The sequence below is a fragment of the Pedobacter nanyangensis genome (assembly GCF_003313505.1).
GTDB lineage: Bacteria > Bacteroidota > Bacteroidia > Sphingobacteriales > Sphingobacteriaceae > Pedobacter > Pedobacter nanyangensis.
This window is the reverse complement of the sequence record NZ_QMHO01000011.1, coordinates 17888-30524: the sequence shown is the minus strand read 5'-3', so window position 1 is coordinate 30524 and position 12637 is coordinate 17888. Positions and strand designations below refer to the sequence as shown.

At 39.5% G+C, this 12637-nt stretch carries 13 protein-coding genes; 3 read left to right on the top strand and 10 right to left on the bottom strand.

Going from position 1 to position 12637, the window contains the following annotated elements; genetic code table 11:
• Positions 1–16: 16 nt before the first annotated feature.
• Together DUT71_RS15835 and DUT71_RS15830 are read right to left on the bottom strand one after the other, a co-directional pair.
• Positions 17–1453 (bottom strand): glycoside hydrolase family 30 protein, encoded by a 1437-nt coding sequence (locus tag DUT71_RS15835; protein WP_113663519.1) that lies wholly within the window; start codon positions 1451–1453, stop codon positions 17–19.
• Between the two features lie 370 nt (positions 1454–1823).
• Positions 1824–3728 (bottom strand): 7TM diverse intracellular signaling domain-containing protein, encoded by a 1905-nt coding sequence (locus DUT71_RS15830; protein ID WP_113663636.1) that lies wholly within the window; start codon positions 3726–3728, stop codon positions 1824–1826.
• Between the two features lie 287 nt (positions 3729–4015).
• Between DUT71_RS15830 and DUT71_RS15825 the strand changes: the two genes are divergently transcribed.
• Together DUT71_RS15825 and DUT71_RS15820 are read left to right on the top strand one after the other, a co-directional pair.
• Positions 4016–5113 (top strand): Nif3-like dinuclear metal center hexameric protein, encoded by a 1098-nt coding sequence (locus tag DUT71_RS15825; protein WP_113663518.1) that lies wholly within the window; start codon positions 4016–4018, stop codon positions 5111–5113.
• A complete protein-coding gene (locus DUT71_RS15820) occupies positions 5113–5856 on the top strand; it encodes a zinc ribbon domain-containing protein (RefSeq protein WP_113663517.1) in 744 nt (247 codons plus the stop codon). The genes DUT71_RS15825 and DUT71_RS15820 overlap by 1 nt, the downstream gene beginning before the upstream one ends.
• 312 nt (positions 5857–6168) lie before the next feature.
• Here the strand turns inward: DUT71_RS15820 and DUT71_RS15815 are convergent, their stop codons facing one another.
• From DUT71_RS15815 to DUT71_RS15800, 6 genes are all read right to left on the bottom strand, one after another.
• Positions 6169–6396 carry a hypothetical protein gene (locus DUT71_RS15815; RefSeq protein ID WP_394341149.1) on the bottom strand — a complete coding sequence of 76 codons (228 nt, stop codon included), beginning with the start codon at positions 6394–6396 and terminating at the stop codon, positions 6169–6171.
• 299 nt (positions 6397–6695) lie between these two features.
• A complete protein-coding gene (locus tag DUT71_RS15810) occupies positions 6696–7286 on the bottom strand; it encodes a hypothetical protein (RefSeq protein WP_113663515.1) in 591 nt (196 codons plus the stop codon).
• Positions 7287–7564: 278 nt separating this feature from the next.
• Positions 7565–7687: a hypothetical protein gene (locus tag DUT71_RS20555; protein WP_262510641.1), complete on the bottom strand. Its 123-nt coding sequence runs from the start codon at positions 7685–7687 to the stop codon at positions 7565–7567.
• 25 nt (positions 7688–7712) lie between these two features.
• The gene (locus DUT71_RS15805) at positions 7713–8246 is read right to left on the bottom strand and encodes a CPBP family intramembrane glutamic endopeptidase (protein ID WP_162796079.1); all 534 of its coding nucleotides are present in this window, start codon (positions 8244–8246) and stop codon (positions 7713–7715) included.
• An 84-nt stretch (positions 8247–8330) separates the two neighbouring features.
• Positions 8331–8462, bottom strand: a complete 132-nt coding sequence (locus tag DUT71_RS20550; protein WP_262510640.1) for a hypothetical protein — start codon at positions 8460–8462, stop codon at positions 8331–8333.
• Positions 8463–8550: 88 nt separating this feature from the next.
• The gene (locus DUT71_RS15800) at positions 8551–9063 is read right to left on the bottom strand and encodes an HlyD family secretion protein (RefSeq protein ID WP_162796078.1); all 513 of its coding nucleotides are present in this window, start codon (positions 9061–9063) and stop codon (positions 8551–8553) included.
• A 191-nt stretch (positions 9064–9254) separates the two neighbouring features.
• On the opposite strand from DUT71_RS15800, the gene DUT71_RS15795 reads away from it, so the two are divergent.
• Positions 9255–10742 (top strand): YfgM family protein, encoded by a 1488-nt coding sequence (locus DUT71_RS15795; RefSeq protein WP_113663512.1) that lies wholly within the window; start codon positions 9255–9257, stop codon positions 10740–10742.
• 62 nt (positions 10743–10804) lie between these two features.
• Here DUT71_RS15795 and DUT71_RS15790 read toward each other — a convergent pair whose 3' ends face one another.
• Together DUT71_RS15790 and DUT71_RS15785 are read right to left on the bottom strand one after the other, a co-directional pair.
• Positions 10805–11875: a 3-oxoacyl-ACP synthase III family protein gene (locus DUT71_RS15790; RefSeq protein WP_113663511.1), complete on the bottom strand. Its 1071-nt coding sequence runs from the start codon at positions 11873–11875 to the stop codon at positions 10805–10807.
• 76 nt (positions 11876–11951) lie between these two features.
• A complete protein-coding gene (locus tag DUT71_RS15785; RefSeq protein WP_113663510.1) occupies positions 11952–12596 on the bottom strand; it encodes a LutC/YkgG family protein in 645 nt (214 codons plus the stop codon).
• Between the last annotated feature and the right edge of the window lie 41 nt (positions 12597–12637).

Here is a 12637-nt window from a genome sequence, read left to right as displayed (position 1 = left end):
TCAAATAGTGCGTTAATTAATTGACAATAAAAGTGCTGATAGAATGTGGCTGGCTTTGTGTTTTAGCCACTTCTCCGTTTAACCATAGTTGATAGTCGAGCTTTTTATCGCTCGTATTCATTACCACCACCACAATTTTGCCATCAGGATTAAGGAAACCCGAAGTTTGTAAAATATCTCTGGTAGAGGAAGTGATGATGCGTTTAGCGCCGGGCTTAATGAATTTAGAGAAATGCCCCAGGTAGTAATAAGCATTGGTGTAAATCAACTTTCCCGTGCGGGTGTCGGCATGAATAGGCGCAAAGCAATAATTCTGCACATGGTTTGGGCCTCCTTTTTCATCTAAAAGGATGTTCCAGTCGGTCCATGCAGCAGTTCCGTTGTTAAAATCATTAATCATCGAATGGCCATATCGCTCGCCTAAAGACCAATTATTGATGCTGTCTAGGCTAAATTTTTCTTTACAGCCTTCGGTGAAAATCAATTGCTTATCTGGAAAGCTTTCATTCACTTTTCGTAGATTATCGAATTGCATTTTACTGCCTGTCCAAGTTTCATACCAGTGGAAACCAATGCCCCAAACATATTTTGCGGCCTGTGGATCGTTCAAAATAGTGCTGGCTCTGTGATAGATCAAATCTCGGTTGTGGTCCCAAGCAATGAGCTTTTTGTTGGCCATGCCCGATTTATGCAGCGTTGGGCCTAAGTAATTTTTAATGAAATCCCTTTCTTCCTCTGCCGTATATATACACGATTCCCATCTTTGCTTAGCCATGGGTTCATTTTGCATGGTCAGCCCCCAGATAGGAATATTCCTTTTCTCGTATTCCTGGATGAATTTGAGGTAATAATTGGCCCAGGCCTGCTGGTATTCGGCTTTTAGTTTACCGCCTTGTAACATGCTGTTGTTGGTTTTCATAAAAGCTGGTGGCGACCAAGGGCTCACGTAGGTCGTTAGTTTTCCGCCTGCGGCAGCAATGGCCTTTTTAATCAAAGGAATTTTGAACTGCTCATCAGGAGCGATGTTGAAAGTCTTTAATTCTTTATCGCCTTCTTTCACATAAGTGTAACTGCTTGAAGAAAAATCGCAGCTGTTGATGTTGGTGCGCAATAAATTGTAGCCAATACCTTTTTCTTTGTCATAGTAAGCCATTAAAAATTCTTTTTGCTGCTCCACAGGTAGTTTGGCAAAAACTTCGGCAGAAGCATCCGTAATGGCTCCGCCTATGCCTACCATGGTTTGAAAAGTTTTATTGGTGTTGATGAATACCGTAGGCTCGGTTTCCAACGGTTGGCTGTAAGGGGTAAAATTGAGCTTGCCCTCATTGCTGATCCGCAGATTGGTGTGCTCTGCGGTGGTGAACTTCTCCGCTTGTTTGGTGCTGTTCCTTGGCTGATCTGTACAAACGAGTAGAAAAGCGAGTACTAAGGTAAATAGGTTGGCTTGATACATATTTTACTAATGATGGAATATTTGGTGTTTTTTGGATTTTGCCGCATGCCCGTAAATCATGATTTAAGTTTTACGGACAAGGGCGTATTTAGGGTTTGTATTTGGTTAGATTAATGTTGCTTTTGAAGGCTTTTTTTTGCCATTGCTTGATGCAAAGTAGAATAAACTATCGCTAAAAACCAAGTATTTTGGTTTTAAATTTTTAATTAAATAACTGTAATACAGATTGTTGTGTTGGTTTTGATACGTTTTGATGCCGAAAGCTCAGCAAATGAAATTCCTTGCCAAAGCTGGTGCTAAGCAAGTTTTTTGGCCAAAATGCGTAAAGGTGGTTGATACGTTTGAGTACCTAAGTGATTTTTTTCGAATTTTAGCTAATAACGAGCCTGCTCCAGCCCATGTCGCCTGCATTTTTCAGCTCTTTTTTCCGGCTTTCCATCACTTTTTTGATTTTGTGGCCATAGTTTAAGCAAGTGTTTTGCCTAATGCCCAAAATTTCGGAAAGCTTGTGCGAAGAAATTTTCCCTTGGGAAGAATAGATGAGAAAAACCATATAGAAGGATTTGGTAATGGAGATGCGGCTATTTTGAAAGATGGTATCAATCAGTACCGACTCTTCATAACCACATTTTTTACAACGCCGGCTATGGGAGGTATGACCAGGAATATAATCGCTGGTGCCACATTTTTTACATTGATAGCCGTTACTCCATTTTAAGGTGGCCAAAAATGCAAAACAGCTTTCCTTGTCGGGATAAATTTTACTGAACTCCTCAAAGCCTACTTGGGTCGACATCACCCGTGCTCGGGTCACCTTTTCAATATCCACTTTAAGCTCCTGGTTGTCGTTGGCGAGCAGCGCATTCATCTTACTAATTTCTTCTGCCTGTTGGGCCAAACGACGATTCGATTCCGTAAGCTGTATGTTTTGGGCCTCAATTACCGCCGATTTTTCAAATACCTCCCTGGTTCGCTCGGCAACTTTTCTCTCCAGTTCCTTATTAAGATTGTCCTTAAGCTCAGCGTTAATGCCCATCTGTTTAATGGTTTCCTGCTGTGCCAAGTCCTTTTGCTGCTTTAACCATCGCACCTTATCGCCAATGGCTAAAGAAAGAAACATCATTTCCAATACAAAACTGATGCTTAGCCCATAATAGCTTAAGGCACTAACGTTGAACCAGTCGAAACCAACCGAAATGAGAAATTTGAGCAAGAAACCGCAAAATAAAAAGCTATAGCCCAACACAAAATACCTTGCAGGCTTGTAGCCTTTTAAATAGATGTAAATGCCGGTTCCGTAGGCAAGCGTTAACGGAATAATTTCAAGAACTTTGTATTTGAACAGATCTTGGTTAAAGAAGAATGAAATTATAAACAAAGCAATCCTTAAAATAATTACCAGATTAATAAGGCGATGTAAGGAAGGAGCTTTCTCTTTTACCTGCAAAAGCCGTTGCGAAAACAACAGTGCAAAAACACTGGCGGCACACAGGGCAACCGCATAGGCAATTTGATTCCAATGTGGACTATTGGGCCAAAAAAACTGGTAGGCTATGCCATCGGCACTCATCTCGTAAATGGCTATGCTAATGTTGTAGAAAACGTAATACAGATACTGCCGTTGCCTGATGTAAACAAACATTAGCAGGTTGTAAAAGCTGAAAATGGCGATCATGCCATAAAACACACCAAAAGAGAAATATTCGGTGGTGGCATATTGGATAAACCAAGGTACAGAACGCAAAACCAATATCACATCAGCGCTTTGCTGCGATTGTATTCTAAAATAGAAGGTTCTTTTTTGGTTGGGAATATTTTCGAGCAGAATTTCAAAATTTTTGTGCAGCAAGGGCCGCTGGTCAAACGAATAACGATCACCTAAGGACAAACTGTGGTAGCCGCCCTGCTGATTGGGGATATAGGCCACAATATCGTCAATCGTCTGGTCAAAAAACTCTAACAAAAAGCTCTTATTAAGTGGCTCTTTTTGATCGATGGAAATTCTGTACCAATGCACCGCGGCTTTGTTGGTTTTTTTAGGCGTGCTCGAAACGCTTGGCTTAAAGGAATGTACATGCTGTGGTAATAAAACGTCCTCGAAAGTTAGCTTGCCAGTAGGGTCTTCGAGCTGTTCAATTTCCTTAAAGGAGAAGATATGCTGTTTGGTGTTTTCTGTGATCCACACAGTTTTTTGGGCAAAAGCGTTTCCAAAAGCAGTAAAAAAGGCCGCTTGCAAAAGAAACAGTTTGAGGTGGAACAGAATTGAATTTCTCATTAATTTGGTTTGGTGTAACAAGCGTGAGCATGATGAACATGCGAAAACTTATCTCCTTAGTGTCAAAGATACAATTTGCTCGCTCAAAATAAATTTATGTATTGAGATGGCTTAGTCGCACCTATTTCTATTCCTCGGCAAAGCAATCTTTAACTACTATGCCCCATGTGTCTGTGTGATTTTATGTTCCTGTTGAACCACATAGACATACAGCTTTTGACGAACAACCTCAATTATTAGAGGAAGCGGATATGTTTTAATTAAAAGCTTATGGTTAACTTTAACCAATGAAATTAAAGAATCTAATTGAAAGTTTAGAACAATGGGCGCCGCTCAACTACCAGGAAGACTACGACAACTCTGGTTTGATTGTGGGAAGCCCGGATGATGAAATCCACGCCGCTTTGGTTTCGCTGGACTGTACCGAGAAGATTGTTGACGAAGCCATAGAAAAGAACTGCAATCTGATCATTTCCCATCATCCCATCGTGTTTAAAGGACTGAAGAAACTGAATGGCAAAAACTATGTGGAACGGGTGGTGATGAAGGCCATCAAAAACAACATTGCCCTATATGCCGCACATACCAATTTAGATAGCGTTTCGAATGGTGTGAACGCCAAAATCTGTGAACGCTTGGGCGTGGAGAACGCCAAAATTTTGGTGCCCAAATCGGGCCTCCTGAAAAAACTGGTTACGTTTTGCGAGCATAAAGATGCCGAACAACTGCGTAATGCCCTGTTTGCCGCAGGTGGGGGCAATATCAGTCATTACAGCGATTGCAGTTTTAACCTAGAAGGCGTGGGTACGTTTAAGGGCGACGAGCAATCGAACCCAACCTTAGGTACGGCTGGCGTGAGGGAATATGCCCATGAAACCCGTATCGAAGTCATCTTTAAGGTACAAGACGAACGCAGGTTGTTGTCGGCTTTGTTTGAAAATCATCCTTACGAAGAAGTAGCTTACGATATTTATGCTTTGGATAACCAACTGCAAAATGTAGGTTCGGGTATGGTTGGGGACTTGCCCGAAGAAATGGACGGTGCAGAATTTCTGCGTTTGGTGAAAACCCAAATGGATGCCAGGGTATTGAGGCACACTGGCCTATTGCCCCAAAAAATAAGGCGTGTTGCTGTATGTGGTGGTTCGGGAAGTTTTCTGTTGAAAAATGCCATTGCGGCAGGGGCCGATGCTTTTGTAACGGCCGACTTTAAGTACCATGAATTTTTTGACGCCGAAGACAAAATCGTGATTGTGGACATCGGACATTTTGAAAGTGAACAATTTACATCTAATTTGTTGATAGATAATATTCAAGAAAAATTTCCTAACTTTGCAATCCGTTTAACGGAGCATAACACAAACCCCATAAATTATTTCATTTAATGGAACAAACAGTAGAGCAGAAGCTAAAGGCTTTATACGAATTACAAAACATACATACCAAGATTGATAAAATACGCCAAATTAGAGGTGAATTGCCAATTGAGGTTGCCGATTTGGAAGATGAGGTAGCTGGTTTGGAAACCCGTATCCAAAAGATCAAAGCAGAGTTGGATGATACGGAAGATGCTATTGTAAATCGTAAAAACATGATCAAGGAAGCTCAAAACTTGATCAAAAAATACGATACACAACTTAAGGATGTAAAAAACAACCGCGAGTACGATGCCTTGACCAAAGAGGTTGAAATCCAAAACTTAGATATTCAGGTAAGTGAGAAAAAGATCAGGGAGTTTGGTTTCGAGATTAACAATAAGACTGAAATTTACGAGAAAGCCAAGGCCAACCTTGACTTAAGAAAAGGTGATTTAGAAGCCAAGAAAACTGAACTGGAAACCATCACGGCTGAAACGGAAAAAGAAGAGCAAGCTTTGTTGAAAAAGGCTGAAAAAGCCCAAGAAAACATCGAAGAACGTTTGTTGTTTGCTTACAACAGATTGAGAAAAAATGCCGTGAACGGTTTAGCGGTAGTAACTATCGATAGAGATTCTTGCTCAGGTTGCTTCAACAAAATCCCACCTCAACGCCAGTTAGATATCCGTCAGCGCAAAAAAGTAATCGTTTGCGAGCACTGCGGCCGTATCTTGGTTGATGAGGCTTTAACGCACGAATTGGCAGAAGCTTAATTAGTATCCAACCAACCAAATATAAAATTAGCCCCGCAATTGCGGGGCTTTTTGTTTGATACGGTATTGAAACCGTTGTAACTTCTATTAAGTTCTTGCTTTTTTCTTGTGATTATGCTTATCACTATACCACGCAAAGAGTTAGCTGATTGTTGATCACACCAACCTTAGGCGAGATCTTATCGTTAATTATAGATTAGAATAATGAGAGAAAGGATCACATATATTATTAATCCTGTTGGTAATCTTCAATTTTTTGATGTCTTTTTTTGGGGTTTTGTTTTCCATGGTTGAATGCTTTATATCCCGAGCCTATGAGGACTTATGCTCAAAGAGGAGTGGAAGGGCTAAAGCAATCGTATTATAAATTGAATGTATAAGTGCCACGGCGATAAAAGCATAGCCCTTGTTGTTTTCTTTACAGGCAATGTACATGTAGTTTAAAATAATTCCCGTAACAAAGGCAAAGCCAACGTAAAATATAGAGAAACTATGGCTTATTGCAAATGCCAATGAAGGTAAGGTAATTCTTACTAACATACTTTTCACTTTTAGCCTGCTCATAATTAAAAAAGGTAATTTTTGGAACAGATAGGCCTCTAAAAGTGGAGCTATTAAAATCCCTATAATTATTCTGAATGCCAGGGATTCTTTTTCAAGGATAGGATTGGGTTGTATATTTGAAGTGCAGAAGTACTCTAATGCACTAAATAATTGTGCTATTTAACATAATCGCCACTAAGCAGTAAAGAAAGAGGCGGATGGCTTGAAGGTGGTTATTTAATGCGATCAACATGGCATAGTTTTGATTTTGCAATTTCCAGGTTGCTTATTACCGTCTACATTATTTTAACTCCGAATGTCACAGCAGATCTTGTCAAATCGTAATCATGTGTGGGACTTTTTTCTAAAGCATTGTTTAAACCTAAACGATAAGATAGTTCGGGTACAGCTGTAAAATGCTTAAACTTGATGGCATAGCCTGCGCCAGCCAAAGCTAAAATGTTGTTCTTTTGGAGTTTGAGTTCTTCCTTTTGCTTGCTTGCTACATATAAATACTCTATTCCACTAAGTAGGGATAGCTCTTCATATAATTTTAACCTTAGCTTAAGGGGAGCGGCAATATTTACATCTTTTAATTTTAGGCTAAAATTATTGGCCTTATCTGCTAAGGTGTGTTTTTCTACATTAACATGTGCCTCTATGTCTACACCAACTAATTTACTGAAATTTATTGCATAGAAATTGCCTAGCCCCCAACCTATATCTGATTTTGCATCTACGGCCGATTTGTTCGTCTGAAAGAAGTTGACATTGCTTTTCAGCAAAAATCCCCACCTGTTTTTTTCAGTGCTACTGGTGGTTTGGGCGAAGCAATTTAGGGTAACACTGAGACAAATAAGCAATGCTGTTTTTTTTGAAAAATTCATAAGTTTTAGTTAAATAATGTTAAGAAGCACAATACTGATATTGTGCTTTTAAAAAATTAATCCTTTTAAGCAACGAGTATTGCTCCAACAACGGCAACAACTGCCATCCCTATTTCAACAAAGTTCTCCAGAACCAACTACCTCTAACAGTTTGTTTCATTTCCATGGTATCCAACTCCTGAACACCAAGATTTTTCTTGTGGTTGGTGATAACACCAACCAGAGGTTAAAAAAGAGCTATCCGATTGGTAATCATACCTGCCTGAGGGTGAATTAAATTATTTTCCTGCGTTAAAACCATCCTTAAAGCCTGTCACAACATCGCTCCAATTTAGTACTAGGCTAATGATGAAAATAACTAATAGCACCAATAATAATATTTTAAAGTAATTGGTTTTCATAATTGTAGTTTAATGGTTTAACAATTTATATTAAAAAGACGACACTTATCAAATTTCTAATGGCGTGAACAATAAAAACTGCGAGAAAAGGCCATTTGCTATAAGTTTTAAAATAATGGTACATGAAGCACAAATGGCAGCCTATAACAAAGGTGACTAGTTGGTATTCAACACTAAAATCATGCACTAAGCCAAATGTACCTCCTGAAATTAAAACGATGAGATATATTCTTTTTCTAAAAAAGGAGAACGCTGTTAACTGCTCATACACCAGCCATTGGAAAATAAATGTTTCTATTATGGGCGAAAGTAAAACTGCAAAAAGAATGAAAACATTTCTTTCTTTTCCGTCTTCTTTTAGCACGCTTAAATCTCGCCCGAACGTAGGGTCCTCACTTTGTAAAAAAGGTGCCAATAAAAAGACGGCTAAATAGCTTAATATCAAGAAAATAAAAACTTGTGAAATAAAGTTCTTCTTCTTTATTTTCTCATGTAACAAGGTGATTAACTTCATAGTTGAGTGATGTAGGGTGTTATGGTGCATAACTTTCTGCATCATTTTGGGGCTTATTTTATCATTGCTTCTGCATGTGCTATGTAAGCTCTCCTTATAGCATTGGATGTTCCTTGGACATGACTCCATTTATCCACTATTTTTTTTCAAAAACGTACTTAAGAAGCTCGCCTTGCCACCCCCAACTTCCCCATCAACCTCTTTCATTTCCATGGCATCCAACTCCTGAACACCAAGATTTTCTAAATTCAATGTTTTCATTTTTAGAAATTTAAAATTATACCTACTCTGTTTAAGGCTTTTCGGTTTGCGCCTTTTTGTTGCAACAAGCTAAAGTTAAAAGCGGTTGCTATAGAAAAATTATAGTTTGGGAAAAATATTTAAATAGTGCGCTTTTTCGTTCTTCCCTAAATTGTCGCCAATTGGCGAGATATAAAGCTGAGGATAAGTTGGGCTTGTCCAAATCTAACGCTCGTATTTCGGAAGCTCGCTGCGCATCCCTTAACCAGGGCATGAGATTTTTTTTACGTTTCAATAGGGTATTTTCCTGTTGTTGCAGCGATATTTTATCAAAGGTAAGGAGGATTGCTCCCTTTGTGGTTCTTTTATTATCTTCTGCCGAAACGCTTTTGATCCGGCCTGTTATGGGTGCAAATATTTCGGTTTTTTCCAAGTTGCTCCTTAACGTACCTTGACTTTTAACACTCATCGTTACATGTAGAAAGGGCAGCAATGCTATCGCGATTAATACGAGGCAGATGGTAAAACAGTAGATAATTTGGCTGGAAATCCTGATTCGATGAATTAGGGTAACTGTATTTTCTTTTTGATTGGTGTTGTTAAGGGTTGTCATATTGTTCATTAGTAGTGTATTATAAAATTCGAGATATTATTTTATAACTCCAACAACCTATATCTCTATTTTCAAATAATTGAAAAATAGTAGGTTAATGCTTTGGATTAAAATAACGCTGGTATTTTTAAAACAAGGAACCGTTTGATGCGTTATATAGCTTTATTTTTATTTAAATTGTACCTATATATTACAAGCCATTGAAATTTACTCGCCACCTGATTTTTGTTGTAACCGCTTGCTTTTCCCCATTTTTGGCTTCGGCCAATTTTGATTTTAATCCAAATTGTGTAAAAGCGTACCAGAATATTTTTGAACTGAAACTTACCACTGCTAAGCAATTAATTGCTGCAGAGAAGAAAGTAAGGCCCAATAATTCTATTATCCCATTATTGGAAAACTATGTAGATTATTTTTATCTGCTCACAACCGAAAGCAAAGCGGAATTTGAGAAACTGGAATCAAATAAAAACAGTCGTTTAAACCAAATTAGTAAAGACGATAAAAGCTCGCCTTATTATTTGTATGCACAGGCCGAGATCAATTTGCAATGGGCATTAATCAGAAGCCGATACGGCGCCTATTTTGCAGCCTCACGTGAAATTAACAAGGCTAATGGCTTGCTGAAGGACAATCAGAAAAAATTCCCAGCGTTTCATTTAAATGATAAAGGCTTGGGTTTGATTAACGTAGTAATTGGCGCATTGCCCGACGGTTTCATGAAGTCGGCCCTGTCTACTTTTGGCATTAAGGGCGATGTACAAACAGGACTGGCCCAATTGGACCGTTTGGCAGAGAACTTACCGAAATCTACTTATGAGCCTTTTTATGAAGAGGTAATTTTTTACTACGCCTATTTACTGTCCGACGTGGCTAAAAGCCCACAGGCCTATGCCAAAACCATGAAATATACTGCCCGTATTGCCGATAGCAGCCTGCTGAAAAGCTATATGCGGGCCTACGTATGCGCCCGAAATGGTAAAAGTGAGCAGGCCATCGAAATATTAGAGGGCAGACCAAAAGGCAACCTTTATCAGCCTTTTGCCTATTTGGATTACCTGTTGGGCGTAGTGCGTTTAAATAAATTGGATGTTGGAGCAGCTTCAAATTTCAACCAGTTTTTGCAGCACAACCAGGGAGATAATTATATTAAGGATAGCTATTTGCACATGGCTTGGATTTCCTTGCTGAAAGAAGATACTGCAGGTTTTAACAACCTAATTGGCCAGGCAAAAGGTAAAGGAAATACTTATGCGGAGAAAGACAAACAGGCGTTGAATGAAGCCAACTCGCCCAGACCGCAGTTGGTGTTGCTAAAAGCCCGTTTATTGTATGATGGAGGGTATTTGAGCAGGGCCATGGAAGTATTAAGCTCCAGCAAAATAGATGACTTTAAAAGCAACAAGGACAAAACGGAATTTGCGTATAGGCTAGCTCGTGTAAATGATGATTTAGGGAAAGACGATGCTGCGCTCGTTCAATACCAAAATGCGATTAACCTAGGTAAAGGCTTGAAATACTACTTTGCCGCAAAATCTGCGGTACTTGCAGGGAATATCTACGAAAGGAAAAAGAATCTCGCCAAGGCAAAGGCCTGTTTCCGCTTAGCGATAGATATGAAAGGCCATGAATACGAAAATAGTATCGAAAACGAAGCGAAACAGGGCTTGAAGAGAATAGGGGAATAAGTAAAGATAAAAGAGCAAGGGTTGGGTAAAGCCCTTACTCCTTGCTCCTTATTTTTACTGCCCTAAAATTTGTAAACGATGGCGTTGATGTGCATACCTGCACCTACAGATGCAAATACAGCATAATCGCCCTCCTTAATTTTATAGCCATCCATCTTATTTTTTAATACCAGATCAATTAAAGTGGGTACCGTAGCTACCGAACTATTGCCCAACCAAGAAATGGTCATGGGAACTAATTTTTCGGGGATGTTGTCTTCTCCATATAGTTTAAATAAACGTTTCATGATAGCATGGTCCATTTTGCCATTGGCCTGGTGAATGAATACCATTTTAATTTGCTTTACATCAACACCAGCCTTATCTATGGCCTGTTTCACCAACTGGGGAACGGTAATTACAGCAAATTCATACAGTTTACGGCCTTTCATTTTAATATAGGCATTGCCACTTTGGTCGGTAGGGTTGTTACTGCCACCCATAATGAGCATATCGGCATGGCTGGCATGGGTTTGCGCTTTGTGGGCTAAAATACCTTTGGAGTCATCATTGGTGGCTGCGCTCAAAATAGTTGCGCCGGCACCGTCGGCAAATATCATGCTGTCGCGGTCGTGCGGGTCAACAATTCTGGATAACGTTTCTGAGCCAATAACCAATACATGTTTTGCATCTCCGGAACGGATGAGGTAATCAGCTTGTATCATTCCCTGAACCCAGCCCGGACAGCCAAAAATCAAATCAAAGGCCACGCAGTCCGGATTGCTAATGCCCAATTGAAGTTTTACTTTTGCGGCCAAGGCTGGAAGCATATCTACCCGATTGCTGCCGTGCTTGATGTCACCAAAGTTGTGACAGAATATGATGTAATCTAAGCTTTCTTTATCGATTTTGGCATCTTCTATTGCTCGTTGAGCAGCAATTAGGCCAATGTCGTGGTTTAGTTGATCATCATTGATATAACGTCGTTCGTTGATTTCGGTGATGTCACTGAATTTTTGGATAATTTCTTCGTTCTCTTTGTCAATCTTTGCACCCCCATCAAAAAAGGTATGTTCTAGGAAATGTTTGCCAGAGATAGCATTTTCAGGAATATAACTGCCCGTACCGGTAATCACCGATCGAATTTTGCTCATAGTTATTAATTTACACTTTAAACCAATTTGGTATTTAGTATAAATTTAATACTATTGAACCATTAAACAAAATTGTTTAGCTGAAATCGTCAATTAGAAACACAAAAAGCTCTTTGGGGCCATGCGCACCTAACACCAATGTTTTTTCAATATCAGCCGTTCGGCTGGGACCTGTAATGGTACTGATCATTGAGGGGATTTGATGCCCGTATTTGGTTTTCAGCAGTTGGAAAGCATCTTTTAGATCTAAAACCAGCTGACCCGTTCTGGCAATTACAATATGGTGATGAGGAAAAATGCTTAACCTGCGGCCCGCAGCATTTTGATTGCTCACCATTACCGAGCCATTTCTGGCAATCAGTGCTTCGCACATGGTAATGCCTACTTCGGCCTGGTGAAAATCCTTGTCGGTTTGGTAAAAGGGAAATTCATAGGTGCTCAATAAAGCTTGTAGTTCGGGTTCCCAACAATAAATTTTTCGCCATTTGTATTGATCGGCAAGCCCAAGGATGTTCTCTATAAAATCAACGCCGTTTTCACAAAAAATAAAATTGCCCGCAACGGCACTCAACTGCTCCGCAAACAAAATTTCCAATTCCTCTTCATTTTGTTGGTACAACGGGGTTTCTTCCAGATAAGGGTAAGGATTATCTCGTTTTTCGAGCAAAGCCTTCCTAATCTTTTTAAGCATCAGTTCCTTGGGGGTAATATTGTCTTTCATCAGCGTACTGGCTTTTAAAAACAAAAATAGGCAAGCTAGTG